This is a genomic window from Thermochromatium tepidum ATCC 43061, from assembly GCF_009664085.1.
Lineage (GTDB): Bacteria > Pseudomonadota > Gammaproteobacteria > Chromatiales > Chromatiaceae > Thermochromatium > Thermochromatium tepidum.
Genome location: NZ_CP039268.1, coordinates 1,059,210 through 1,083,927, shown reverse-complemented (window position 1 = coordinate 1,083,927; position 24,718 = coordinate 1,059,210). Strand labels below are relative to the sequence as shown.

Here is a 24,718-nt window from a genome sequence, read left to right as displayed (position 1 = left end):
ACGATTTCAGCGAATGATGGTCTTGTCGAGTTCGAACATGGGCCTACTCTCTGGAGCGCTGTCGTGGAGGGCCGGATTGAGATAGCGCACGTCCAACGTCGGCTGGACCTTGAGTGATAAGAGTGATGGGTCGAGATATTTTTTCAACAGCCGCCGGGCCTGTCCGGCGTTGCGCACGCCGCGCAGTGCCTGCACCTGTTCGAGCGCGGCCTGCGTAGGCGCTGTCCCGCCATTGCGCCGATAGTGACGGATGACGGCCTCGGTGTAGTTGAGCGTCTCCAGATAGGTGACCTGGCTGTTGGTGCGATCGACCACGCCCTCGCCCGCGTTATAGGCCATGATGACGCGCCCATAGTCGTCATTGTACTTGCGCAGCAAGCGCTTGAGATGGCGGGTGCCGGTATTGAGATTGATCTTGGGATCGAACAGATCGTCCAGCGAGGTCACACCATAGTCGGCGGCGGTCGGCGGCATGAGCTGCATCAGGCCCACGGCACCGGCCTGCGAGACGGCGTGGGCATCATAGTCCGACTCGGCGGCCACCACCGCATGCACCAGCGCCTCCTCGACACCATGACGCCGAGCGACCTCCGGAATCATGGCCTGAACCTGGGTGCGGCTAGGCTTGGGCCGGTCGGGCGGCGTCGGCAGCAGCGGCCGACCCGGATCGACCGGGCTTACCGCTGCGTTCTCGCCCTCAGCGAGAACGGACAGCGGAAGGATCAGCGCAAACAGCAGCGTGGACAATCGAGCGATCGGTTTCTGGTTCATCAGAGTTTGCATGAAAAGCCCAGATTTCAAGACAGCTGGGATGATCCAGAAGAATCATGATCGGGCCGATGATGATGCATCAAACGACACTCAAACCAACAATGCAACCATGAATGCCGAGAAAAGTCATGAAATCTTCGCCCGCTTGTGCACAGTCAATCCGAACCCTAGGACCGAGCTCGTCTATCGCACCCCATTCGAGCTACTGATCGCCGTGATGCTCTCAGCTCAGGCGACAGATAAGAGCGTCAATCAGGCCACAGCCAGACTCTTCGCCCGCGCCAATACACCGGAGGCGATCCTGGCCCTGGGCGAGGACGGACTCAAGGCGCATATCCGCACCATCGGTCTATTCAACACCAAGGCGCGCAATATCCTTCGGACCTGCGCGCTCCTGATCGAACGTCATGGTGGCGCGGTTCCGCGCGACCGGGCAGCATTGGAGGCGCTACCCGGCGTCGGACGCAAGACCGCCAACGTCATTCTCAACACCGTCTTTGGCGAGCCGACCATGGCGGTCGACACCCATATCTTCCGGCTCGCCAATCGTACCGGATTGGCACCGGGCAAGACGCCGGCGGCGGTCGAGCAGGGGCTTTTGAATCAGGTTCCGCGCGAGTTTCAGCGCAATGCCCACCACTGGCTGATCCTGCACGGACGCTATGTCTGCACCGCGCGCAAACCGCGTTGCCCAGAATGTCTCATCGCCGACCTGTGCGAGTATCCGGACAAAACCCCACCTCACCCCGCTCCATCCAACACCCTTGACCATGTTCAGCACTGACCGTCAGACACACCGCCGGATCTTTCTCGAGGCCTGGCGCAAGGCTAAGGCCCAGGCGCCGTTAGGGCCGATTGAATCCCAAATCGTCGAACTGATGCGTCGTCACCCAGAGTATTGGCCGTTTTTAGAGGATGGCACCCGCGCGCTTGATCAGGACTTTCCGCCCGAACTGGGCCAGACCAATCCCTTTCTGCATCTGGGACTCCATCTGGCGATTCTTGAACAGCTCAGTATCGATCAGCCGCGGGGTATCCGCGAACGCTACCAGCGTTTGCTTACCCACCTCGGCGATCCGCATCAGGTCGAGCATGCGATCATGGAGTGTCTGGCCGAGTCGCTCTGGCGCGTTCAGCATCAGCGCCTGCCCTTTGACGAGGCCGGCTATCTCGACTGCATCGACCACCGAGAGGTCCGCGCCTAGACCGTCTGCCAAGATTGTCCCCAGATCCCCTCCGAGGTCGGCCAGGGTATTAGCTATTGATATTTCATAATTTTCTTATATAATGAACCACATCGATCTACCAGAACGCATCGCTACTTGTCGCCAAACACTCAAATGCGGTGCATCGAACCTTGAACAAGTCTTTCGAACTTTAAGGTGTGTCACATGAAGCTGATCCAAGCCGCCTCCGCCATCGCGCTCATCGCCACCACGACCACGTCCCTTGCCTGGTATGCCGCGCCCTATCCAGCCACTGCACCAAGTGCCGATCAGTTCAAGGCCCTGATCGAGCAGCAACAGGCGATGTTTGAACAACACGACAAGGCCATGCGCGAGGCGTTCGAGGCACAACGCCAGTTCTTCGAGCAGCAACGGGCCTGGTTCGACCGCAACCGTCCGGCCTGGCTCGCGTCCCCTGAACCTCCGGCCGCCCCTGAGTTCGGTGAGTATCCGAAGGCGTCCGAGCTCCCCAAGAGGCCAGAACTCGGCCAGTTCCCGGCCATGCCTGATTCACTGGAGGCACATCGTCGCGAGATGGACGCCTATCGCGAACAGGTCAAGCAGCGGATCGAGGAGCACCGCGAGGCCATGAAGCACTGGATCGAGGAACGTCGCGCCGAACATCCGAGCCGCCATCTTGCTAAGCTGCCCCAGCATCAGGCCCAGGCCCCGGTCGAGTCTTCGACCCAGACCCATTGAAGCGGCGCACCGGGTCGAGTGATTGACCCCAGCGCAAGGCCCTGAGACAACAACCGGCCCTGTCATTACCCTGACAGGGCCGGTTGTGTTTCTGCGCCACCAGGAACTCTCCGTAGAGCCGAACACCTAACATAGGGTGTCGCGTCCACCGCCCCTGGACACACTCGGCGTGATGCATGACAGCACAGATCGAGTCCCGATTGATGCGCGTTCTCTCGATTTCCATCCTGATCCCGCTACTGATCGGGCCAGTTGCGCCAAGTGCCTGGGCGGCCAAACCCGGAGCCACGCCGACCGTCACGCCCGTGGTGGCGGTCGAGACGCGCGCCCAGTCGCTCGACGAGCGGGTCGAGGCCCTGGGCACACTCAAGGCCAATGAATCGGTCACCATCACCTCCAAGGTGACTGAGACCATCTCGGTGGTGCACTTCGAGGATGGCCAGCGGGTGCGCGCCGGTGACCCGCTGGTCGAGATGACCAGCGCCGAGGAGCACGCCCTACTGGAAGAGGCCGGCGTGCGCCTGCGTGAGGCCGAGCGACAATACAACCGGGTCAAGTCGCTCGTGGCCCAGCGCGCGGCCTCCGAATCCCTGCTCGACGAGCGTAAGCGTGATCTCGACACGGCACGCGCCCTGTTCGCTGCCATCGAGTCGCGCCTAGCCGACCGCTTCATCAAGGCCCCCTTCGATGGCGTGCTGGGTCTGCGCAACGTCAGCCCGGGCGCACTGGTCACACCAGGGGATCTGATCACGACCCTTGACGATGACCGGCTCATGAAGCTCGACTTTAGCGTCTCCAGCGTCCATCTCGCCGCGCTCCAGCCTGGACTCGGCATCGAGGCCACGAGTGCGGCCTTCGGCACACGCGTCTTCAAGGGCGTAGTGCGCAGTATCGACAGCCGTGTGGATCCGGTCACGCGCTCGGTGCGGGTGCGCGCCATCCTGCCCAATCCCGACCTCAGCCTCAAACCTGGACTCCTGATGCAGGTGGTGCTGATGCTCGACCCGCGCGAGTCGCTCACCATCCCCGAGGCGGCGATCCTGCATCGCGGACAGGAACATTTCGTACTGCGGGTCATGGAGGGCGCGTCTGGGCTGACGACCGAACAGATCCGGATCCGCATCGGTACGCGCATTCCCGGCTGGGTCGAGGTCCGTGAGGGACTGAGGCCTGGGGATCGCGTGATCACCGAGGGTCAGGAGAAGATCCGTCCCGGTCAGCCGATCCGACTCATCCCCGGCGTCTCGTCCGTGCCGGGCACCCGCCCAGCCAAAGCCGAGCTGGGGCAGTTGCCTTGATCCTCTCTGACCTCTCCATCACTCGCCCGGTCCTGGCCGGCGTCCTGTCATCCCTGCTGGTCGCCTTCGGATTGGTCGCGTTCGATCGGCTACCGCTGCGCCAGTTTCCGGACATCGACCCACCCGTGGTCTCAATCGAGACCACCTATCGCGGTGCGGCGGCAGCCGTGGTCGAGACCCGCATCACCCAGGTCATCGAGGAACGCATCGCCGGGGTCGAGGGCATCCGCACCATCGAATCGACCAGCGAGGACGGGCGTTCGCGCATCACCATCGAGTTCGGCATCGCCCGCGACCTCGACGGTGCCGCCAACGACATCCGCGACCGTGTCTCCGGCATCCTCGATCAGCTCCCGCGTGAGGCCGATCCGCCCGAGATCCAGAAGGTCGACAGCAACGACGACGTCATCCTCTGGTTCAACCTCTCCAGCGAGCGGATGACGGTCCCCGAACTCTCAGATTATGCACGCCGCTATCTGGTCGATCGCTTTTCGGTACTCGACGGCGTGGCGCGGGTGCGGCTGGGCGGCGAGCAGACCTATGCGATGCGCGTCTGGCTCGACCGCCGCGCCCTGGCCGCGCGCGAACTGACAGTCACAGACGTTGAGGACGCGCTGCGCGCCGAGAACATCGAGCTGCCGGCCGGCGAGATCGAGTCGATCGACCGCCAGTTCAGCGTGCGCATCGAGCGCGCCTTCAGCACCCCAGACGACTTCGCACGGCTGGTGCTCAAGCGTGGCGCGGATGGCTATCTGGTACGGCTCGGTGATGTGGCGCGCGTGGAGCGCGGCACCCAGGAAGAACGCACCCTCTTTCGCGGCAACGGTAGGCCCATGGTCGGACTGGGTATCGTCAAGCAATCGACCGCCAACACCCTTGCCGTCGCCCAGGCGGCCAAGGCCGAGATGGCACGCATCAACCGCTCCCTGCCTGAAGGGATGCACTTGAGCCAGAGCTTCGACAGCTCGGTGTTCGTCGAGGAGGCCATCAAGGAGGTCTACAAGACGCTCGCCAGCGCCATCGCGCTGGTGGTACTGGTGATCTTTCTATTCTTGGGCAACTGGCGCGCGACCCTGGTGCCGGCAGTCACAGTGCCCGTGTCGATCGTGTCGACCTTCACGGTGCTCTTTGCGCTCGGGTTCTCGATCAACATATTGACCCTGCTCGCCCTGGTGCTGGCCATCGGGCTGGTGGTGGACGATGCCATCGTGGTGCTGGAGAACATCCACCGGCGCATGGAGGAATATGGTGAAACGCGGCTGGTCGCCGCCTACCGGGGTACACGTCAGGTCGGTTTCGCCGTGATCGCGACCACCACCGTGCTGGCCTCGGTCTTCACCCCGATCGCCTTCCTGCGAGGGGATCTGGGACGGCTATTTTCCGAGTTCGCGCTCACCCTGGCCGCTGCCGTGGTCTTTTCGTCCTTCGTCGCCCTCTCGCTGTCACCGATGCTGGCCTCCAGGGTGCTGCCGGCGGGACATCGGCCCGCAGGCGCGCCCGCCGGACTCGCCGAGCACATCGAACGCAGCTTCCTGGCGATCCGAAGGCCCTATCGGCGTCTGCTCGAATTCCTGCTGTGCCGGCCCTGGATCATCCTGTTGGCGCTGATCGGTACACTCGGCGCCGCCGTCTGGCTGTTCGAACGCATTCCGCAGGAATACACCCCGCGCGAGGATCGCGGCGCCTTCTTCATCCTGGTCAACGGACCCGAGGGGGCGTCCCACAGTTATATGAAGACCTACATGGAAGAGATCGAGCGCCGGCTCATGCCCTATGTCGAGCGCGGCGAGGCGATCCGCCTGCTGGTGCGCAGTCCGCGCGCCTTCTCCAACACCGCGACCTTCAACACCGGCATGATCACCCTGGTGCTCGACCGCCATGACAAGCGCCGCTCGGCCTGGGTGATCATGGATGAGGTGCGCGCCAGGCTCGCCGATCTGCCGGGGGTACGCGCCTTCCCAGTCATGCGTCAGGGTTTCGGCGCACGCACCAGCAAGCCGGTCCAGTTCGTCATCGGTGGCGGCAGCTACGAGGAACTGGCCGCCTGGCGTGACACCCTGCTCGCCGCGATCGAGCAGGACAATCCGGGTCTGACCGGCATCGACTGGGATTACAAGGAGACCAAGCCGCAACTGCGGGTCGAGATCGACTACGACCGCGCCGCCGACCTCGGGGTGAGGATCGGCACGCTCGGGCGCACCCTCGAGACCATGCTCGGCTCGCGCCGGGTGACGACCTATCTGGATCAGGGCGAGGAGTATGACGTCATCCTGGAGGGCGAACGCGATCAACAGCGCACACCGGCCAGTCTGGAGAACCTCTATGTCCGCTCGGCATATAGCGACGCCCTGATCCCGCTCGCAAGCCTGGCGCGCGTGATCGAGACCGCTACGTCGCCGAGCCTCAACCGCTTCAACCGCATCCGCGCCATCACCCTCGAGGCCAGTCTGGCCCCAGGGCTGGCGCTCGGCGATGCGCTCTCTTACCTGGAATCCAAGGTCCGCGCCCATCTGCCCCAGTACGCCCAGATCGACTACAAGGGTCAGAGTCGTGACTTCCGAAGCAGCGCCGAGGGGGTGCTGTTCGTCTTCGTGCTGGGGCTGATCGTGGTCTATCTGGTGCTGGCCGCGCAGTTCGAGAGCTGGGTCCAGCCGCTGGTCATCATGCTCACGGTGCCCCTGGCCATGGCCGGGGCGCTGCTTGGGTTGTGGCTTACTGGCCAGACGCTCAATCTCTTCAGCCAGATCGGGCTGGTGATGCTGGTGGGTCTGGCGGCCAAGAACGGTATCCTCATCGTCGAGTTCGTCAATCAGCTACGCGATCAGGGGCTGGAGTTTCGCGCGGCCCTGATCGCGGCAAGCGAGACGCGGCTGCGGCCCATCCTCATGACCGGCGTCACCACCGCCGCCGGGGCCATCCCATTGTTGCTCTCCAGTGGCGCCGGTGCCGAGACGCGCACGGTCTTAGGGATCGTCATCCTCGCCGGGGTGCTGGCGGCGACGGTCTTTACCCTGTTCGTGGTGCCTGTAGCCTATGACCGGCTGGCACGCCATAGCGGATCGCCTGGGACAGTCCGGCGACAGTTGGAGCGGGAACTGGCCGAGCACCGGATCGAATTCGATTAAATAATTGATTTTTATGTTTTTATATAAAGCCACTCCTGTACAACCAAGATTATCCATGACTGAGCTCCCGCTTTGCTGAGATCTACCTTGACAGGGGCAGGGCTTTGAAATTGCTCTATTGTTCACGCCTTCCCGGAAGACCGCTCGAAGCGTGTTTTAGCCTTTTGGCCCGATGGTCTTTATGGGCCACCTTAATAAAACTTGGAGATCAACCCATGAGCATTCGACGCACCCAGCCACTATTGCTCGTCGCTGCCCTCTGTCTGACCGGCTCCATCCAGGCCGACGAGGTAAGTGATCAGATCGAAGCCGCCCGCAAGGCCTATGAGTCCGGCGAGCTGAGAAGCGCCATCGAGACGCTCAATTTCGCGGTCAATAAGATCCAGGAACAGATGACGGCCAATTTGGTCAAGCTCCTGCCAGAACCGCTCCCCGGCTGGACGGCAGATGAGCCCAGGTCGCAGGCTGGCGGCATCGCGGCCGTGATTACGGGCACCACACTGACCCGGAGCTACCGGCGCGAGGATGGCGCCGAGATCACGCTCAGACTGATGGCCGACTCGCCATTGATGCCGATGCTGACCATGGCCATGTCCATGCCGTTCGTGATGCAGAACAACCCCGACATGAAGACCTATTCGTTCAAGGGCTATCGCGGGATGCTGGAGCACGCCGCCAACACCCAGGACTATGAGATCACCCTCATGGTCGGTAACCGACTGGTGATCCAGGGTAAGGGCAGCCACCTGGCCGACAGCAAGCCGATCGAGGCCTATTTCGAGCGGCTCGATCTGGAGGCGCTCCAGACTGCCCTCACCCACTGAGGCCGCCTCAATGGGGCAGGTTCAGAGCGGTCGAGACGCCCAGTCCTTCCAACAACCCGACGCCGACCAACACGCCGAACCGCTTGGCGATCGATTCGAGCAGGTCGCGCTTCTTGGTGTATTCGACGATCTTCTCGGCCTTGATCAGTTCGCGCGCCACCTGGCTGGAGCTGCCCAGACCATCGGCCAGCCCCAGCTCGACCGCCTCCTCGCCGCTCCAGAACAATCCGCTGAAGAGCTCGTCCCCACCCTTGAGTTTGTCGCCGCGGCCCTGTTTCACGGCGGCGATGAACTGGCGGTGCAGCCGGTCGAGCACGCCCTGGATGAAGTTGCGCTGGGCCGGCTCGAGCGGTGAAAAGGGATCAAGGATGCCCTTATTGACCCCGGCCGTCAGCAGACGCCGCTCGATCCCGAGCTCCTCCATCGCCTTCTGGAAACCGAAGCTGTCGATCCGCACCCCGATCGATCCGACAAGACTCGCCTTGTCGACATAGATGGCATCGGCCCCAGCGGCGACGTAATAGCCACCTGAGGCACAGAGATCGACGGCCACGGCATAGACCGGCATGTCCTTGCCGGGATGGTCCTTCCGGTATTTTTCCTTCAGACGCCGGATCTCGTCGTTGATGTAGCCGGCCTGGACCGGGCTACCGCCCGGGCTGTTGATGCGCAGGATGATGCCCTTGACATGCTTGGACTCGAAGGCGGCGCGCAAGGCAGTGATGACGCGATCGGCGCTGGCGTCTGAATCGGCGGCAATGATGCCATTGATCTCGATCAGTGCCGTGTGATCCTCCCCGACCTTGACCGCCTCGGACAGCCCCTGACTGTTGACCGCGACCAGCACGCCGAACAGATAGACCAGGATCAGCAGCTTAAACAGGGTCGACCAGCGTCGCCGCTTGCGCTGGTCATCCAGATACTCGGCCACGAGCCGGTTGATCAGGACGCGCTCCCAGTCCGGTCGCTCGGGTGCCGGCATGGGTTCGCGGTGTTGCTTCCAAAATTTCCAGCTCATGACGATCCTCGGGGTACAGTGGAGACAGCGGAAGTCAGTCGGCCCGCCTGGCGCTCAGCCAGTCGCGGATCGCCCAGAGTGAATCGAGACAGGCGAGCGGACCGCAAGCCATCAGCCGCCCTGGATCATGGACGCCATAACAGACCGCCAGCGAGCGTGCCCCGGCATTGTTGGCCATCTGTAGGTCGTATTCGGTATCACCGATCATGAGCGTCTTTTCAGCACTGACCCCGAGCTCGGCCATGAGCTCCAGCAACATCTGGGGATGCGGCTTGGAGAAGGTCTCGTCCGCCGTGCGTGTGGCATGGAAGACAGCCTCCAGACCAGTCTCGGCGAGTGACTTGTTCAGACCCGCGCGGCTCTTGCCCGTGGCCACCGCCAGTCGATAGCCCTGTTCGGCCATCCAGGCGAGCGTCTCGCGCGCGCCCGGGAAGAGCTCCGAGGGATGCTGGTCGTCGCCCAGGAAGTGAAGACGGTATTGCAACGCCACCTGGGCGCGCAATCCCGCATCCCCTGCGGGAAGCAGACGCGCCATCGCCTCGTCCAGCCCAAGTCCGATGACGTCGCGCGCGGTCTCGGTCATGGGTTCGGGCAGTCCCAGATCCCGGAAGGCCGCCTGGATACAGGTGACGATCCGCGCCTCGGAATCCATCAGGGTTCCATCCCAGTCGAAAACGATCAGTTCAAAGTCCAAGTCTCAGCTCTCCAGGACACCGAGCACCTGTTGCAATTCAGCCGGCAGTGGGCACTCCAGACGCAGCGGACGAACCCTATACTCGAGCTTGAAACTCAGCGCCGAGGCATGGAGGAACAACCGGTTTAGTCCATAGCCCTTGAGCCAGTGGTTGGCCGCCGGGTCGCCATATTTGTCGTCGCCGGCCAGCGGTGTGCCGAGATGGGCGGCATGGACACGGATCTGATGGGTACGCCCAGTGAGAAGCCCCGCCTCGACCAGGGTCAGGATCCGTCCGTCGAACGCAAAGCGCTTGAGACGCCGAAAGCGGGTGCGCGCCTCCTTGCCCTCGCGCAGGTCGACCCGCACCAGACGCTCGCCGCTGCTCAGCACGTTCTTCTTGAGCGGCGCCTCGACCAACAACTCCGCGCGCGGCAGCTCGCCCAGGATCAGGGCCAGGTAACGCTTGTCCATGCGACCCTCGCGGATCAGGGCATGGAGCTCGCGCAGCGCACTCCGCCGTTTGCAGACGACCAGACAGCCCGAGGTGTCGCGGTCGAGCCGATGCACCAGCTCGAGCTCCCGTCCGGGACGCAGCTGACGCAGCGATTCGATCAGACCATAGCTCAGACCGCTGCCACCATGCACCGCCAGCCCCGAGGGCTTGTCGATCACCAGCAGACGCTCGTCTTCATGGATGATCGCCGCCTCCAGCCGCGCCAACTGAGACGCGGTCAATCGCGCGGGCAATGCAGACTCACCGAGCCGGATCGGCGGGATGCGCACCACATCCCCGGCGTTCAAGCGATACTCGGCCTTGATCCGCCCCTTGTTGACACGCACCTCGCCGCGCCTGAGCAGGCGATAGAGATGACTGCGCGGCACACCCTTGAGGACGCGCAACAGAAAATTGTCGATCCGCTGACCCTCGGACTGGTCATCGATCCGGAGATATTGTGGCGCTTTCGCCGCATCCCCACCTTGAAGGGACGAGAGCGGATGATCGGCGATGCCTGAGTTCATCGTGGAGGCTGAAATTTTCAATCTGGGTTTGAACCTGAACGTTTGGCTCAATTGCTGCTAAATAGGGTTCACTGCTACCATTGACGCCTTGCGCTGGCCAAGTGAAACACGGAATTTTTCCGGAGCGGCAAGTGCATCCAGGGGGTTTGCGCCCAACGCCCATTACAAGGGCGCCAGTCCGACCCACGGACCCAAGACCGGTATCCGACACCCGACCAGGCCACCTCGGGGCCGCCGTGCATGAAGCCTGCTTGGCAACGTCGAGCAAGGTCGAATTCTACACCCAGCGCCCTTCCCGAGTCGCCCGATGAGGACGCCAGCCGTGCCGGTGTCACCTCCGCCGCTCCGAAGCAGGTGGTCTATCGATCTAGACCGCCCGAATAGACGTGGGGCCTCAAGTGGCCCTGCATAACGATGGTTCATAAGCGCGTGCCCGTTCCAGCCCGACACGAGGTCGTCGACTGAACGGACTGTGCCGACGCCGTGCTCGCACCACTCGAGCGTCAAATGGCGACGCGCCGATCCGCCCGCTTGGGTTTGCAATCAAAACCCTGGGGCGCGGCGCCCAACCACGGGTCACGCGCACTGGTGCGCAGGATAGGAACAACATGAAACGCATGCTCATCAACGCAACTCAGCCGGAAGAGTTGCGCGTGGCCACTGTCGACGGGCAGTTGCTCTATAACCTCGATATCGAATCGCCAGGACGCGAACAGAAAAAGGCCAATATCTACAAAGGTATCATCACCCGTGTCGAACCTAGCCTAGAGGCCGCCTTCGTCGACTATGGCGCCGAGCGCCACGGCTTCTTGCCCCTCAAAGAGATCGCGCGCTCTTATTTCGAGCCAAACAGCATCAAGCCCGGCGCGCGCGTCAACATCAAGGAATCGATCAAGGAGGGCCGCGAGGTCATGGTCCAGATCGACAAGGAGGAGCGCGGCAACAAGGGTGCGGCGCTGACCACCTTCATCTCGCTCGCCGGGCGCTATCTGGTGCTGATGCCCAACAACCCGCGCGCCGGCGGCGTATCGCGACGCATCGAGGGTCAGGAGCGCACCGAGCTGCGGGATGCCATGAGCCAGCTTAAGATCCCGGAGGACATGGGGCTGATCGTGCGCACCGCCGGGGTCGGCAAGAGCGTCGAGGAGCTGCAATGGGATCTCGACTATCTGCTTCAACTCTGGCAGGCCATCGTCCACTCCAGCGAGAGCCGCAAGGCGCCGTTCCTCATCTATCAGGAGAGCGACGTCATCATCCGCTCGATCCGCGACTATCTGCGTGCCGACATCGGCGAGATCGTGATCGACGACCGCGCCGTCTATGAGCGCGCCGAGAACTTCATCCGGCAGGTGATGCCGCAGAACCTCAAAAAACTGCGGCTCTATCAGGATGAGGTACCGCTCTTTACGCGCTACCAGATCGAGAGCCAGATCGAGTCGGCCTTCCAGCGCGAGGTACGCCTGCCCTCAGGTGGATCGATCGTCATCGACCACACCGAGGCCCTGACCGCGATCGACATCAACTCGGCGCGTGCCACCAAGGGCGCCGATATCGAGGAGACCGCGCTCAACACCAATCTCGAGGCCGCCGACGAGATCGCGCGCCAGCTGCGTCTGCGCGACCTCGGCGGGCTGTTCGTCATCGACTTCATCGATATGGGGCCGCCAAAGAACCAGCGCGCAGTCGAGGAGCGGTTACGCGAGGCGCTCAAGCAGGACCGCGCCCGGGTACAGATGGCACGCATCTCGCGCTTCGGTCTGCTGGAGATGTCGCGCCAGCGCCTGCGCCCCTCGCTCGGCGAGTCGAGCCAGCAGGTCTGCCCGCGCTGTAAGGGCCAGGGGACCATTCGCAGTGTCGAATCGCTTGCGCTCTCGATCCTGCGCCTCCTCGAGGAGGAGGCCATGAAAGACAGCACCGAGCGGCTCCAGGCCCAGCTCCCGGTGAGCGTCGCGACCTTCCTGCTCAACGAGAAGCGGCGCGCCATCCTCGACATCGAGCAGCGCCATGAGGTCGAGATCCTGCTCATCCCCAACGAGCACCTCCAGACCCCCGACTACAAGATCGAGCGCATCCGCACCCAGGACCTCGCCAAGGGACTCCCCGAGGAACAGCCGAGCTACGCGATGAAGACGGCCCCCGAGCCGAGCGCATCCGTGCCGCCCTATGCCAAGCTCGGCGGCCAGCCCGCGCGCAGCGAGGAGCCGGCAGTCAAGCTGATCGCCCCGAGCACGCCCGCGCCGCGGCAGACCGAGCGTCCATACCCGAGTCCACCGACCGAGGTCAGTCGCAAAGAGACCGAGCGCACCGAATCCGAGAGCCTGCTCAAGCGGATCTGGACCGGGCTCTTTGTCTCGCGCACCAACGAGACGGGTCACACCCAGCCTCAGCCCGCCGACAAGCGCGCCGAGGCCGATGGGCGATCCAGCACCGCCCCCCAGCCGCCGGCGGTATCCAGGCTGGACGAGCGTGCGATAAGCGCTAGCGGCGTCCTCGGCGAGGATTCGGAGAGCACCCGCAACGAGCCGCGACGCAACCCATCACAGTCGATGGAGGATCCGCTCCAGCCGCGAGGGGATGCAGACAACGAGGGCGGCGACGCCGCGGGTGCGCGCGAAGACCGGCGCCGTAATGGCACGCGTGGACGTGGGCGACGCAGCTTCACTCCAAACACCAGCGGAACGCGCCCCGATGAGTCGCGCGGCGCCAATGGCAATACTCCAGCGCGCCCGTTACGTCAGGAGCGGACCCTCGAGTCGAGCGATATGTCGGGTGATCTGGCCGCGATAACCAAACCACCTGAGACGCGGCCCGCCGTGCCTGAGTCGAGTGACGCGGGCGAGCACTGGCCCATCGACCCGACCGAGACCGATACGGAGAGGGCTCAATCCAGCACTGAGACCGAGACAGCCGCGCCCAGCGCCGAGCGTCCACGTTCATCGCGTCGGCGTCGCGGCGGACGCAACCGGCGCCGCCCCGCGACGCTGCGCGCAAACGACAAGGCGCAGGAAGGCAATGCGGCGAGCGCCGAGCACTCGACCAGCGGTGAGATGACGCAACCGTATATCGAGCCCCAGGAGGCACCAGGGGAGGCGTCCAGCCACTGCCCAGACGCCGATTCGGCCAACCCACCCGAGGCCAAGCGTACAGAAGCGACGACACCTGCCGCGCCATCCCAATTCCAGACGCCGGTCGAACGTCCCTTGCTTGCAGCGCCGCCCGTGAACGCGATCGCCCCCGAAGCGACCACGCCACCACAGCGCGCAGACGGCATGTCCATCGAGGTCGCGGCGGAGCGCCGTGCCGAGTCGGACCCGATGGACCAGGACACCTGAGACGATTCGGCGTCTCACCAAGACCCGCGCTGCCATCCGATCGCCCCAGCGGATCCAATGACGCCTTGACCTTGGATTCGCAACGCGATTGGATGGCGTGCTTCGTGCAAAACACGAGGAGCCGTCGATGTTGTCACTCCTGCTCGCCACTCTGAAACGCTTCGCCGCGATCGCCTGGCGGGCCTATGTCCCCGCGCCCGGCCAGCCCCATCCGAGTCGCAAGCGCCGGCTGGTCATGACGCTGTTCCTGCCGCTGTTTGCCCTGGTCCAGGGGCTGCACTGGCTGGGTCTGCTGCTCGACGAGCTCCTCTTTCCCGGCTACCGCCGCGTCCAGATCCGCGAACCACTGTTCGTGCTCGGGGTCCCGCGCAGTGGGACCACCTATCTGCATCAGGTACTGGCCCAGGACGCGCGCTACACCACCTTCCACGCCTGGGAGTGTCTGTTCGCCCTCTCGATCAGCGCGCGCTATGTCTGGTTGGGGCTGGCGCGCCTCGACGCCCTGCTCGGACGCCCGGGTGCGCGTCTGATCGGCTGGCTGGAGCGACACGCCTTCAGCGGCCTGGATGCGGTCCATCCGATGCGGCTCGATACGCCAGAAGAGGACTATTTCGCCCTGATGCCGGCGCTGGCCTGCTTCATCCTGGTCCTGCCGCTGGCGCACGCCGAGTCCATCTGGCACCTGGGCACCTTCGACCGCGACCTGCCAGAGCCTGAGCGTCGTCGGCTGCTGGCCTTCTATCGTGGCTGTCTGCAACGCCATCTCTATGTCCATGGCCCCGACAAACGGCTGCTGTCGAAGAACGCCGCCTTTGCACCCCTGGCCGGGAGTCTGGTCGCCGAATTCCCCGATGCCCGCTTCATCCTCTGTCTGCGCGAACCCGAGCGCACCCTGCCTTCGCAGCTAAGTTCGATCCAGTCCGGGTTGGCCCTGTTTGACAGTCTCTCGGTGGCCCCGGATCTGCCCGAGCGTCTGAGCGCCCAACTCGGGTTTTACTACCGGCATCTGGAGCAGGTCTTCGCTGCCCTGCCCGAGTCGCGCTGCGCCTGGGTGACGATGCAGACGCTCAATAGCGACCTGGGCACCACCCTGGAGCGCGTCCATGCCCAGTTGGGTCTGGAGCTGAGCGACGACTTCCGTCGCATCCTGAGGCTCGAGACCGAACGTTCCAGGCGTTATCGCAGCGGCCACGACTACCGGCCCGAGCACTTCGGGCCAAACATCCAACACATCGTCGCCGAACTCGGCGCACTCTATGTCCGTCTTGCCGCACGGGCCATCCAAGCCCCGGAACCCAGCCTGGAACCCGACGCCACATGCTGACCGGATCCGAACCCGACACGACGCCCGTGGATGAGGCCTCGGCCGTGGGTCTGCGGGTCGCCATCCTGTCCGACGCGGCACCCGAGCGCAATGGCGTTGGGGCCTACTACCGCGATCTGGCCGACCATCTGCGCGCGGCCGGGGCCCGGGTGGCCCTGATTGCACCGCGTCATCACAATGGGCGCTGGCATGGTGGTCTATCGTTGCCACTACCGGGCGATCCGACCCAGCGCATCCTGGTGCCATCGCGGGCCTTCATCCGCCGGCGACTGGAACGGCTTGCCCCCACGGTGATCGTGGTGCCGACGCCCGGCCCCTACGGACTGTTCGGGCTGCATCTGGCGCGCCGGCTTGGGGTCGAGCTCGTGGTGGGCTTCCATACGCACTTCGAGGCGCTGACCGATCTGTTTCCGCACTGGGGGCTGGGCAGGCGCTTGGCCAACGCCTATCTGCGCGCCTGTCATCGACACCTGTTCGAGCACGGGCGGGTGGTGCTGGCCAATTCCGAGTCGATGCTGGAGGTCGCACGCGCGATCGGCGCCCAGCGGCTGGAACTGATGGCCACACCCATCCCCAAACGCTTCCTCGATCGCACGCCGACCCCGCTGCGTCCTAGGGTCGAGCGCGTGCTCTTTGCCGGACGTCTGGCACCAGAAAAGAACCTTGAGGCGATCGTCGCGGCGGCGCGCGCGCTGCCGGACCTGGAATTTCTGATCGCGGGCGATGGCCCGCTCAAGGGCTGGCTCGAGGCGCAGGCCGCTGGGCTCCCGAATCTGCGGCTCATCGGCTGGGTGCGACGGGAACGGATCCTGGATCTGATCGATAGCGTCGAGGCGCTGATCCTGCCGTCTCGGATCGAATCCTTCGGCACCATCGCCCTCGAGGCCATGGCCCGGGCGCGCCCAGTGCTGGTCTCCCCGGCCTGTGGTATCCGGAGCTGGGAGCAGCTCAGTCAGGGGCTGTTCGTGATCGAAGAGGGCGAATCCCTGTCGGCGGCCCTGGAACGACTGTGCGACCTGTCGCCCGAGGTCCGCGAACAACGGGCCCAGCAGGCCCGGGCGGCGGCGGCCGCATTGAACGCGAGCAACCTGCGTCACTGGATCCGCATGCTCGCTCCGGAATCCGAATGATGGATGTGCCTGCGGCGATCCGTACCCTAGTCTCGGTACATGACGTCATGCCCGCCACCCTGACGCGCGTGCAGCCTCTGGTCGAATGGCTCGAGGCTGCGGGCGTGTATCCGATCACGCTGCTGGTGGTCCCGGGTCTGGACTGGAGCGAGGCGCAGCTTGCGGTGCTCAGGGAGTATGCCGCACGGGGGCATCAACTGGCCGGACATGGCTGGATCCATCGCGTCGAGCGCTATGGTGGGATCCGGCACCGGCTCCATGCGTGCTTCGTTTCGCGCAACGTCGCCGAGCACCTGACGCTCGATACGTCTGGGCGACTTGCGCTTATGCGCCGCTGCCATGACTGGTTCGGTGCGCATGGACTGGGCGCACCCCGGCTCTATGTCCCGCCCGCCTGGGCCCTGGGTCGGGTGACACGCGCGGCACTGGTCGAGCTGCCGTTCGAGTATTGTGAGGTCTTCGGCGGTGTGATCGCCACCCGAACGGGGCGCTTTCATCCGCTGCCACTGCTCGGTTATGAGGCCGATGCCGCCTGGCGCATCCCGATCATTCGACTCTGGAATCGCTACAACCGTGCACGCGCCCAGGCGCGCGGTTGGTTGCGCCTGGGTGTGCATCCCTATGATCCGGAACTGGCGCTGGCCGCTGATCTACACGCCGATCTGCGCCGTTTCCGGCACTACGCCGACTATGACGCGCTCGACGCAGAGGATGAGGCCATCAGAGATGGCGATTCTTGACGTCCAGCAGTAGCCCGCGCGCCGCCGCCTCGATCATGTCGAACACCTGCTCGAAACCGCGCTGACCGCCATAGTAGGGGTCTGGTACCTCGCGGATGCCTAGCTCGGGCGCGAAGTCCATGAACAGCCTGAGCCGCTCCTCCAGTCCCTTGGGACAGAGGCGCGCCAGATACTCGTAGTTGTCGCGGTCCATCGCCAACACATAATCGAAGTCTCGAAAGTCGTCCGGCCCCACCAGCCGAGCGCGCAAATCACTGATATCGATGCCGTGCATGCGCGCCGTGTCGAGCGCGCGTCGATCTGGCGGCTCACCGATGTGATAGGCATGGGTACCGGCCGAGTCGATCTCGATACGGTGCGCCAGACCTTCGTCGTTCACCAGCTGCCGGAACACACCGTGCGCGGTGGGCGATCGACAGATATTCCCCATGCAGACAAACAGGATCCGGACCGGGTTATTTTTAGTACTCATGGCAATCCGCTCTGTTGTGGCGACTTAATCACGACTCACCTGGATTCAGTCAGGGTTTACTCGATACCAGCTGCCCTTAATTCTGACGCATGGGACTCGACTAGGGCTGTGGCCTTTCGGCGAGATCCTGGAACTGGAGCGCTGCCAGCCGGGCATAGAGTCCACCCTGGGCCAGGAGCTCATCATGCCGACCCGAGGCGATGATTCGCCCCCGGTCGATCACCAGGATCCGATCGGCGGTGCGCACCGTGGCCAGACGATGGGCGATGACGAGGCTGGTACGTCCCTGCATCAGGGCTTCGAGTGCCTGCTGGACCAGCCGCTCGCTCTCGGCATCGAGCGCACTCGTGGCCTCGTCGAGCAGCAACAGGGCCGGATCGCGCAACAAGGCGCGGGCGATGGCGATGCGCTGACGCTCACCGCCCGACAGCCGCACCCCGCGCTCGCCCAGCTGGGCGTCGAACCCCTGGGGGAGCCGTTCGATGAACTCGAGCGCATGGGCCGCCTCGGCGGCGCGGCGCACGTCCGCGTCGCTCGCGCCTTCCAGACCATAGCGGATGTTCTCCCAGACGCTAGTCGCAAAGATCACTGGATCCTGAGGGACCAGGGCGATGCGGCGGCGCAGGTCGTGCAGAGCGACCCGGCGCAGATCGACCCCATCGAACAGCACGCTCCCCTCGCTCGGATCATAAAAGCGCAGCAGGAGCTGAAACAGGGTCGATTTGCCCGCCCCCGAAGGACCAACCAGCGCCACTCGCTCGCCCGACTCGATAGTCAGATCCAGCCCGTCGAGCGCTGGTGTATCCGGACGCGAGGGATAGACGAAGCGCACTGCGCGCAGCTCAATCCGACCGCGCCCCGGTTTGGGCAGGGGCTCGGGCACGGCGGGCGGCAGGATCGCCGGCTGGGTCTCCAGGAGCTCGATCAGCCGCTCGCTGGCCCCGGCACCGCGTAACAGTTGCCCGATGAGGTCGCTCAAAGATCCCACGGCCCCAGCGACCACGATGGCATAGAACAGAAAGGCCGACAGCTCGCCGCCGCTCAGGGTGCCTTCCAGCACCCGATGTCCCCCGATCCAGAGCACCACGCCGATGGCCCCAAAGGTCAGCAGGGTCGCGATCGCGGACAGCAGCGCGCTCGCTAGCGACCGGTGCATGGCCACCTCGAACGCCGCTTCGACCTGAGCGGCGTAGCGGCGGCTATCGATCGGCTCGTGACAGAAGGACTGCACGGTGCGGATACCATGGATGACCTCATCGACATAGGCGCCGACGTCGGCGATACGATCCTGACTGGCGCGCGACAGCCGGCGCACGCGCCGCCCGATGACCCAGACCGGGACGATGACGATCGGCAGACCGGCCAGGACCAGTCCGGTCAGCTCCGGACTGGTGATCAAGAGCATTAACACCCCACCGAGGATTAAAAGCAGGGTGCGGATCGCCATCGCCAGGGTCGAGCCGACCACCACTTGCAGAATGGCCGTGTCGCTGGTCAACCGCGAAATGACCTCGCCGGTGCGCGTGGTCTCAAAAAAGGCGACATCCAAGGCCAGCACCCGTTCGAAGACGGCCTGACGGATGTCGGCCACCACCCGCTCGCCAAGCCAGTTGAGAAGATAGCTACGCACGAGGATGGCCCCGGCGGTGACCCCGACCACGAACAGAAACAGCAGCAACGCACGATCGAGCGCCGCCGCCGATCCCGTCCCGAGCCCCGAATCGACCACCACCCGGATCACCTGACCGAAGGCGAGCACCGAACCAGCGGCGATCAAGAGGGCACCGAGCGCTAGCGCCAGCCGTCGGCGATAGGGCCAGGCGAACTGGAGCAGCCGCTTGAGCGCGATCAGATTACGGGTGGCGGGTCGATCGACGAGGTTGGCTTTGATGTCGCGCATGGATTGGGTCGAACGGTTCGCGGGTTATCGGGTCAGGCGCTGGGCAGTCGCCGGGAGATGGGGGCAACTGCCTGAAGGCTCAAAGCCAGGCCCGATGGGCCTCGACGGCTTGGATGGTCTCGCGGTTGGTCCAGGAGCCGGCCAGCGCAACCGCCTCGCGTGCCGGGAGCCAGCGGTATTCGAGATGCTCGCGCGGATTGAGCCGCACCAGACGCCGCGAATCCAGCACCAGGGCGAAGCGATATTCGCGGTTGAAGCAGACATTGGGCGCATAGCGATGACGCCAGGCGGGGATGATCGGAAACAGTACCGACCAGCGTAGATCGATCAGCGCCCCACCGGCGCGCAGTCCGGTCTCTTCCCAGACCTCGCGCGCGGCGGCGTGTCGGGGGGTCTCGCCGGGCGCGAGACTGCCCGTGACCGACTGCCAGAACCCCTCTGGCCAGGCACGACGCATCAGCAGGAACTCACCGCCACGGGTGCAGACGACGACCAGCGCCGACTGCGCCCGCTTGTGTTCGCCCAAGCTCAAGCGCGTGTCCGCAGACGCAGCGACAGTTCCTTGAGCTGGGCCTCGTCGACCGTCGAGGGGGCATCGGTGAGGAGACAGGCCGCGGTCTGGGTCTTGGGGAAGGCCATGACGTCGCGGATGGAGCTTGCGCCCGTCATCAGCATCACCAGCCGATCCAGACCGAAGGCGAGTCCTCCATGTGGCGGGCAGCCGAAGCGCAGCGCCTTGAGCAGGAAGCCGAAGCGCTCCTCGGCCTGTTCATCGCTGATGTTGAGGAGCTTGAACACCTGACGCTGCACCGCGTCGCGATGGATACGGATCGAGCCGCCGCCGAGTTCGGTGCCATTCAAGACCATGTCATAGGCGCGCGATAGACAGGCGCCCGGATCGCTCTCCAGCAGGCCGAGGTGCTCCTCCTTAGGGGCGGTGAAGGGATGATGCAGTGCCACCCAACGCCCATTGACCGGGTCGCGCTCGAACAGGGGAAAATCGACCACCCACAGCGGACGCCATTCGCCGTCAAGCAGCCCTAGCTCCTGGCCGAGCTTGACGCGCAAGGCGCCCATCGATTCATTGACGACCCGCGCCTTGTCGGCGCCGAAGAAGATCAGGTCGCCATCCACGGCGCCAGTGCGGCTCATGATACCCGCGACCGTTGCATCGGGCAGGAACTTGAGGATCGGTGATTGCAGCCCCTCACGCCCCTTGGTCGTCCACTCGTTGACCTTGATGTAGGCCAGACCCTTGGCGCCATAGATGCCGACGAACTGGGTATAGCCGTCGATCTCTTTGCGTGAGAGCGCACCGCCCTTGGGCAGACGCAGCGCGACCACGCGCCCCTCGGGATCCGCCGCCGGACCGGCGAAGACCTGGAACTCCACCCCCGCCATGAGATCAGCGACATCGATCAGCTCCAGAGGGATGCGCAGATCGGGCCGATCGGAGCCAAAGCGGCGCATCGCCTCGGCATAGGTCAGACGCGGAAAGGGATCGGGCAGCTCAACGCCGATCACCGCGCGGAACAGCTCCCGGATCAGTGCCTCCATCAGGCCCATGAGCTCGTCCTCGTCCATGAACGAGACCTCAAGGTCGAGTTGGGTGAACTCGGGCTGACGATCGGCGCGTAGATCCTCGTCGCGGAAACAGCGCGCGATCTGATAATAGCGATCGAACCCGGACATCATCAGGAGCTGTTTGAAGAGCTGGGGCGACTGGGGGAGCGCGAAGAACTCGCCCGGATGGGTGCGACTGGGCACCAGATAGTCGCGCGCGCCCTCGGGGGTCGATTTGGTCAGGATGGGCGTCTCGATGTCAAGGAAACCGTGCGCGTCGAGAAAACGGCGCATCACCTGGGTGACCCGGCTGCGGGTGCGCAGACGCGCCTGCATCTCGGGGCGGCGCAGGTCCAGATAGCGATAGCGCAGACGCAGTTCCTCGGAGGCGTCTGCGGCGTGGCTGTCGAGATGGATCGGTGGGGTCTCGGCGGTGTTGAGGATCTCCAGATCCGCTCCCAGAACCTCGATCTCACCGGTCGCGAGATCCGGGTTGGCCGTGCCCGCAGGACGCGCCCGCACCCGTCCGGTAATCTTGAGCACGTATTCGCTGCGCACCTGTTCGGCACGCTTGAACACCTCGGGACGATCCGGATCGAACACGACCTGAACCAGACCCTCGCGGTCGCGCAGGTCGATGAAGATGACCCCGCCATGATCACGCCGCCGTTGCACCCAGCCGCAGAGGACGACCTCCTGGCCGATATGCTGGCTGCTCAAATCCCCACAATACTGCGTGCGCATCGCTCTATCGCCCCGTCTAAATCAAGGTGGACGGACCCGGCGGAACAGGGCCGGAGCCATCATGAAAAGGCGTGAGAGATTACTGGCCGCAACGGCTTGGCGCAAGGGAAGTCATCGAACCAACCGGATCTGTTCGCGGCCACGCCGATTAAGACACCCAAGCCCCTGGGCGTCGAGCCGCGCGGTGATACATAGCCGTTCCATCAGACTTACTCATTCCTGCTCACACAGGAATGAAGCTGACTTCCTGCTTCGCAGAGGCCGGTTTCGTCTTGAGCGTGCCCAAGACCAGAGCCCACCTCTCCACAGGCTGTCACCGAGCAATCAGCTTGTCGCTGAAAGGGCTGGCAGCCGCCAGCCGAACTCTCGGCCACCTTTTTCAGATTGATCGCCGCGTTCACATCGCGGTCGTGGATACTTCCGCAATCCGGACACGTCCACTCACGCACCGACAGCGTCTGAGGACACACCCCTAAGAACTCGGCGGCCTCTTGGAGGCATGACCATCTTGCGAGACATGCAGATATTATAACATTCGCACAAAAAAGTTCAACTATTAACGAAACTGGTCGAGCCCCTTATAAGACCGCGTCCTTGGCGGCCGGCTTGGACGTCGAGGTGCCGGTGGGCGCATCGCTCTTGGCCGTGGCGCTGGAGCCAGCGCTGTCCGACTTGGCCGCCGAGTCCTTCTTCTCACCGCCGCCATCGTGCAGATTTTTCTTTTTGTCGCCGGATTTCTTGAAATCGGTCTCGTACCAGCCGCTGCCCTTCAAGCGGAAACCAGCCGCCGAGATCCGTTTTTTGAGGGTGGGACGGCCGCACGCCGGACAGTCGGTCAGCGGCGGGTCGCTGATCTTCTGCATCTGCTCCAGCTCATGATCGCAGTGTTCACAACGATATTCATAGATCGGCATGATTCTCTCCCATGACAGACAGGATCATTCGTCGTTGACATCCTCCCCGCCCTAAAGGACGGGGATTCCCAGGGTACGGCTCCCTGGCCGGACGGTCCTCGCGGACCGCCTTTCCTGCTTCAGTGCGGGATGGCTCGTAGACCGGCTCAATCGCCGCCGTTCCGCCGCCAGCGCCCGATCCACAGGCCTCAATTCCCGGACATCCTCCGGTATTCCCAACTCACTCATGCACCCGCAGGGCATCCGCGCCCTGACGGATGGCCTGGCCCGCCGCCAGGATGTTGCGCGCGGCATTGAGATCGCGGTCATGGCGCGTACCGCAGGCGGTGCAGGTCCAGTGAACGATAGCGGTAAGCGCGTTGAACCATAGGGTGTTATTGTACCCTGCACACAGCCTGTAACAATCATCCCGTTCGCCTTTTGGGTTCGCCCTTCAAACGGGCGCCTTATATCAAGGCTGAATCCAATGGGGGCCCACACCGGAACATCAAATCTTGGGTTGCGGTCAGGCGCTGGATTGGCGTTAATGCCCGTCCGCCACCAACACCAACACGCTCAAACTCACGATGACATCGACCCAGGCACACAGCATCCTCATCACCGGCTGCTCCAGCGGGATCGGCCACTACTGCGCCCATGCACTGGTCAGGCGCGGCTGGCAGGTGATCGCCTCGGCGCGTCGGCCCGAGGACGTCGCCCGACTCGAGGCAGAAGGACTGAGTACCGTGCAACTGGATCTAGACGACCCGGCGAGCATCGGCGCGGCGCTGGAACGCACCCTGGAGCTGACCGGCGGACGGCTCGACGCGCTCTTCAACAATGGGGCCTATGGTCAGCCAGGCGCAGTCGAGGATCTAAGCCGCGAGGTGTTGCGCGCCCAGCTCGAGACCAACCTGCTCGGCTGGCACGACCTGACCTGCCGCGTCATCCCGCTCATGCGCCGTCAGGGGCGGGGGCGAATCGTGCAGAACAGCTCCATTCTCGGCCTCATCCCCCTGCCTTATCGTGGGGCCTATGTCGCGAGCAAATATGCGCTCGAGGGACTGACCGACACCCTGCGGCTGGAATTGCGCGGTTCTGGGATCTGGGTCTCGCTGATCGAGCCCGGGCCGATCCTCAGCCGTTTCCGCGACAATGCCCATCGCGCCTTTTTGGCCAACATCGACCGGGAGTCGAGCGTCCACCGCGACGCCTATCGTCGGGCCGAGGCACGCTTGACCCAGGAAGGACCGGTCCAGCCCTTCACCCTGGGGCCGGAGGTGGTCTGCGCCAAGCTGATTCACGCCCTAGAAAGCCCGCGCCCGCGGGCGCGGTATTATGTCACCTTCCCTACCCATCTGCTCGGCACCCTCAAGCGTCTGCTCCCCACCGCCGGACTGGATTGGGTCATCGCACGGATCTCGCGGGGCGGTGCTGGCTGAGGGGTCGATTCAGACGTATTGCACCTCCAGGATCTCGAACTCACGCACCCCGCCCGGCGCCTGGAACGAGGCCAGGTCACCCTCGGCCTTGCCGATCAGACAGCGCGCCAGCGGCGAGCTGACCGAGATCAGACCCTGTTTCAGATCGGCCTCGTCCTCGCCGACGATCTGGTAGCAGTGCTCCTCGTCGGTCTCCAGTTCGAGTACCTTGACTGTGGCCCCAAAGATGACCTTGCCGTCGTGCGGCATCTTGGTCACATCGATGATCTGGGCATGCGAGAGCTTGCTCTCGATCTCCTTGATCCGGCCCTCGATGAAGCTCTGCTGCTCGCGGGCGGCGTGATATTCGGCATTCTCTTTGAGATCACCATGGGCGCGTGCCTCAGCGATCGCCTCGATGATCCGTGGGCGCTCGATGCGTTTGAGCCGCTCCAATTCCTCACGCAATTTCTCGGCACCCCTGGCGGTCAGAGGGACTTTGTTCATCATGGATTTCCTCTTCATGTGCAAGCGCCGCCGGG

Annotated in this window: 23 protein-coding genes; 11 read left to right on the top strand and 12 right to left on the bottom strand. The window is 64.1% G+C overall.

What is annotated here, in order from left to right:
- Positions 1–6 precede the first annotated feature (6 nt).
- Positions 7–771 carry a lytic transglycosylase domain-containing protein gene (locus E6P07_RS05005; RefSeq protein ID WP_153974601.1) on the bottom strand — a complete coding sequence of 255 codons (765 nt, stop codon included), beginning with the start codon at positions 769–771 and terminating at the stop codon, positions 7–9.
- Positions 772–880: 109 nt separating this feature from the next.
- Here E6P07_RS05005 and nth point away from each other — a divergent pair, with 109 nt between their 5' ends.
- The 6 genes from nth (at position 881) to E6P07_RS04975 (ending at position 7,943) form a co-directional block, all read left to right on the top strand.
- Positions 881–1,555, top strand: coding sequence for an endonuclease III (gene nth / locus E6P07_RS05000; RefSeq protein ID WP_153974600.1), 675 nt, complete (start codon positions 881–883; stop codon positions 1,553–1,555).
- Positions 1,542–1,976, top strand: a complete 435-nt coding sequence (locus E6P07_RS04995; protein WP_153974599.1) for a DUF1841 family protein — start codon at positions 1,542–1,544, stop codon at positions 1,974–1,976. Before nth ends, E6P07_RS04995 begins: the two co-directional genes overlap by 14 nt.
- Positions 1,977–2,162: 186 nt before the next feature.
- The gene (locus tag E6P07_RS04990) at positions 2,163–2,696 is read left to right on the top strand and encodes a hypothetical protein (RefSeq protein ID WP_153974598.1); all 534 of its coding nucleotides are present in this window, start codon (positions 2,163–2,165) and stop codon (positions 2,694–2,696) included.
- A gap of 176 nt (positions 2,697–2,872) precedes the next feature.
- A complete protein-coding gene (locus E6P07_RS04985) occupies positions 2,873–3,994 on the top strand; it encodes an efflux RND transporter periplasmic adaptor subunit (RefSeq protein ID WP_246172935.1) in 1,122 nt (373 codons plus the stop codon).
- Positions 3,991–7,119: an efflux RND transporter permease subunit gene (locus E6P07_RS04980; RefSeq protein WP_153974597.1), complete on the top strand. Its 3,129-nt coding sequence runs from the start codon at positions 3,991–3,993 to the stop codon at positions 7,117–7,119. Before E6P07_RS04985 ends, E6P07_RS04980 begins: the two co-directional genes overlap by 4 nt.
- A 215-nt stretch (positions 7,120–7,334) precedes the next feature.
- On the top strand, positions 7,335–7,943 hold the full coding sequence (locus E6P07_RS04975; RefSeq protein WP_153974596.1) for a hypothetical protein: 609 nt from the start codon (positions 7,335–7,337) through the stop codon (positions 7,941–7,943).
- A gap of 7 nt (positions 7,944–7,950) precedes the next feature.
- Here the strand turns inward: E6P07_RS04975 and E6P07_RS04970 are convergent, their stop codons facing one another.
- From E6P07_RS04970 to E6P07_RS04960, 3 genes are read right to left on the bottom strand one after another with little or no spacing between them, the layout of a single operon-like run.
- Entirely contained in the window at positions 7,951–8,961 is a 1,011-nt protein-coding gene (locus tag E6P07_RS04970; RefSeq protein WP_153974595.1) for a S49 family peptidase, read from the bottom strand.
- A 34-nt stretch (positions 8,962–8,995) separates the two neighbouring features.
- On the bottom strand, positions 8,996–9,655 hold the full coding sequence (locus E6P07_RS04965) for an HAD-IIIA family hydrolase (protein WP_153974594.1): 660 nt from the start codon (positions 9,653–9,655) through the stop codon (positions 8,996–8,998).
- 3 nt (positions 9,656–9,658) lie between these two features.
- On the bottom strand, positions 9,659–10,657 hold the full coding sequence (locus tag E6P07_RS04960) for an RluA family pseudouridine synthase (protein ID WP_153974593.1): 999 nt from the start codon (positions 10,655–10,657) through the stop codon (positions 9,659–9,661).
- Between the two features lie 608 nt (positions 10,658–11,265).
- Here E6P07_RS04960 and rne point away from each other — a divergent pair.
- From rne to E6P07_RS04940, 4 genes are all read left to right on the top strand, one after another.
- Complete coding sequence (gene rne, locus E6P07_RS13875) at positions 11,266–13,989, top strand: ribonuclease E (RefSeq protein ID WP_246172934.1); 2,724 nt, start codon at positions 11,266–11,268, stop codon at positions 13,987–13,989.
- Positions 13,990–14,116: 127 nt separating this feature from the next.
- The gene (locus E6P07_RS04950; protein WP_153974592.1) at positions 14,117–15,313 is read left to right on the top strand and encodes a sulfotransferase; all 1,197 of its coding nucleotides are present in this window, start codon (positions 14,117–14,119) and stop codon (positions 15,311–15,313) included.
- Positions 15,307–16,443, top strand: coding sequence for a glycosyltransferase (locus tag E6P07_RS04945; protein WP_153974591.1), 1,137 nt, complete (start codon positions 15,307–15,309; stop codon positions 16,441–16,443). Before E6P07_RS04950 ends, E6P07_RS04945 begins: the two co-directional genes overlap by 7 nt.
- Positions 16,443–17,183: a DUF2334 domain-containing protein gene (locus tag E6P07_RS04940; protein ID WP_153974590.1), complete on the top strand. Its 741-nt coding sequence runs from the start codon at positions 16,443–16,445 to the stop codon at positions 17,181–17,183. Before E6P07_RS04945 ends, E6P07_RS04940 begins: the two co-directional genes overlap by 1 nt.
- On the opposite strand, the gene E6P07_RS04935 is transcribed toward E6P07_RS04940, so the two are convergent.
- The 7 genes from E6P07_RS04935 to E6P07_RS14155 all read right to left on the bottom strand — a co-directional run bounded on the left by E6P07_RS04935 (position 17,164) and on the right by E6P07_RS14155 (position 23,122).
- Entirely contained in the window at positions 17,164–17,655 is a 492-nt protein-coding gene (locus tag E6P07_RS04935) for a low molecular weight protein-tyrosine-phosphatase (protein WP_246172932.1), read from the bottom strand. The two genes, E6P07_RS04940 and E6P07_RS04935, sit on opposite strands and share 20 nt — an antisense overlap.
- A 100-nt stretch (positions 17,656–17,755) precedes the next feature.
- Entirely contained in the window at positions 17,756–19,555 is a 1,800-nt protein-coding gene (locus E6P07_RS04930; RefSeq protein ID WP_153974589.1) for an ABC transporter transmembrane domain-containing protein, read from the bottom strand.
- A gap of 79 nt (positions 19,556–19,634) precedes the next feature.
- Positions 19,635–20,087, bottom strand: a complete 453-nt coding sequence (nudB, locus tag E6P07_RS04925) for a dihydroneopterin triphosphate diphosphatase (RefSeq protein ID WP_153974588.1) — start codon at positions 20,085–20,087, stop codon at positions 19,635–19,637.
- The gene (gene aspS, locus E6P07_RS04920) at positions 20,084–21,862 is read right to left on the bottom strand and encodes an aspartate--tRNA ligase (RefSeq protein WP_153974587.1); all 1,779 of its coding nucleotides are present in this window, start codon (positions 21,860–21,862) and stop codon (positions 20,084–20,086) included. Before aspS ends, nudB begins: the two co-directional genes overlap by 4 nt.
- A gap of 209 nt (positions 21,863–22,071) precedes the next feature.
- Complete coding sequence (locus E6P07_RS14160) at positions 22,072–22,332, bottom strand: zinc ribbon domain-containing protein (protein WP_211363165.1); 261 nt, start codon at positions 22,330–22,332, stop codon at positions 22,072–22,074.
- A gap of 108 nt (positions 22,333–22,440) precedes the next feature.
- The gene (locus E6P07_RS04910) at positions 22,441–22,776 is read right to left on the bottom strand and encodes an FmdB family zinc ribbon protein (protein ID WP_153974586.1); all 336 of its coding nucleotides are present in this window, start codon (positions 22,774–22,776) and stop codon (positions 22,441–22,443) included.
- A 220-nt stretch (positions 22,777–22,996) separates the two neighbouring features.
- On the bottom strand, positions 22,997–23,122 hold the full coding sequence (locus E6P07_RS14155; protein WP_425505156.1) for a zinc ribbon domain-containing protein: 126 nt from the start codon (positions 23,120–23,122) through the stop codon (positions 22,997–22,999).
- A 220-nt stretch (positions 23,123–23,342) separates the two neighbouring features.
- Here E6P07_RS14155 and E6P07_RS04900 point away from each other — a divergent pair, with 220 nt between their 5' ends.
- On the top strand, positions 23,343–24,197 hold the full coding sequence (locus E6P07_RS04900) for an SDR family oxidoreductase (protein WP_153974585.1): 855 nt from the start codon (positions 23,343–23,345) through the stop codon (positions 24,195–24,197).
- Between the two features lie 9 nt (positions 24,198–24,206).
- On the opposite strand, the gene greA is transcribed toward E6P07_RS04900, so the two are convergent.
- On the bottom strand, positions 24,207–24,683 hold the full coding sequence (gene greA, locus E6P07_RS04895; RefSeq protein ID WP_153974584.1) for a transcription elongation factor GreA: 477 nt from the start codon (positions 24,681–24,683) through the stop codon (positions 24,207–24,209).
- Between the last annotated feature and the right edge of the window lie 35 nt (positions 24,684–24,718).

Excerpts from the sequence above, each read along its gene's own strand:
- E6P07_RS05005 (WP_153974601.1), bottom strand. The coding sequence starts at position 771 with ATGAACCAGAAACCGATCGCTCGATTGTCCACGCTGCTGTTTGCGCTG.
- nth (WP_153974600.1), top strand. The coding sequence starts at position 881 with ATGAATGCCGAGAAAAGTCATGAAATCTTCGCCCGCTTGTGCACAGTC.
- E6P07_RS04995 (WP_153974599.1), top strand. The coding sequence starts at position 1,542 with ATGTTCAGCACTGACCGTCAGACACACCGCCGGATCTTTCTCGAGGCC.
- E6P07_RS04990 (WP_153974598.1), top strand. The coding sequence starts at position 2,163 with ATGAAGCTGATCCAAGCCGCCTCCGCCATCGCGCTCATCGCCACCACG.
- E6P07_RS04985 (WP_246172935.1), top strand. The coding sequence starts at position 2,873 with ATGACAGCACAGATCGAGTCCCGATTGATGCGCGTTCTCTCGATTTCC.
- E6P07_RS04975 (WP_153974596.1), top strand. The coding sequence starts at position 7,335 with ATGAGCATTCGACGCACCCAGCCACTATTGCTCGTCGCTGCCCTCTGT.
- E6P07_RS04970 (WP_153974595.1), bottom strand. The coding sequence starts at position 8,961 with ATGAGCTGGAAATTTTGGAAGCAACACCGCGAACCCATGCCGGCACCC.
- E6P07_RS04960 (WP_153974593.1), bottom strand. The coding sequence starts at position 10,657 with ATGAACTCAGGCATCGCCGATCATCCGCTCTCGTCCCTTCAAGGTGGG.
- rne (WP_246172934.1), top strand. The coding sequence starts at position 11,266 with ATGAAACGCATGCTCATCAACGCAACTCAGCCGGAAGAGTTGCGCGTG.
- E6P07_RS04950 (WP_153974592.1), top strand. The coding sequence starts at position 14,117 with ATGTTGTCACTCCTGCTCGCCACTCTGAAACGCTTCGCCGCGATCGCC.
- E6P07_RS04945 (WP_153974591.1), top strand. The coding sequence starts at position 15,307 with ATGCTGACCGGATCCGAACCCGACACGACGCCCGTGGATGAGGCCTCG.
- E6P07_RS04940 (WP_153974590.1), top strand. The coding sequence starts at position 16,443 with ATGGATGTGCCTGCGGCGATCCGTACCCTAGTCTCGGTACATGACGTC.
- E6P07_RS04935 (WP_246172932.1), bottom strand. The coding sequence starts at position 17,655 with ATGAGTACTAAAAATAACCCGGTCCGGATCCTGTTTGTCTGCATGGGG.
- E6P07_RS04930 (WP_153974589.1), bottom strand. The coding sequence starts at position 19,555 with ATGCGCGACATCAAAGCCAACCTCGTCGATCGACCCGCCACCCGTAAT.
- aspS (WP_153974587.1), bottom strand. The coding sequence starts at position 21,862 with ATGCGCACGCAGTATTGTGGGGATTTGAGCAGCCAGCATATCGGCCAG.
- E6P07_RS04910 (WP_153974586.1), bottom strand. The coding sequence starts at position 22,776 with ATGCCGATCTATGAATATCGTTGTGAACACTGCGATCATGAGCTGGAG.
- E6P07_RS04900 (WP_153974585.1), top strand. The coding sequence starts at position 23,343 with ATGACATCGACCCAGGCACACAGCATCCTCATCACCGGCTGCTCCAGC.
- greA (WP_153974584.1), bottom strand. The coding sequence starts at position 24,683 with ATGAACAAAGTCCCTCTGACCGCCAGGGGTGCCGAGAAATTGCGTGAG.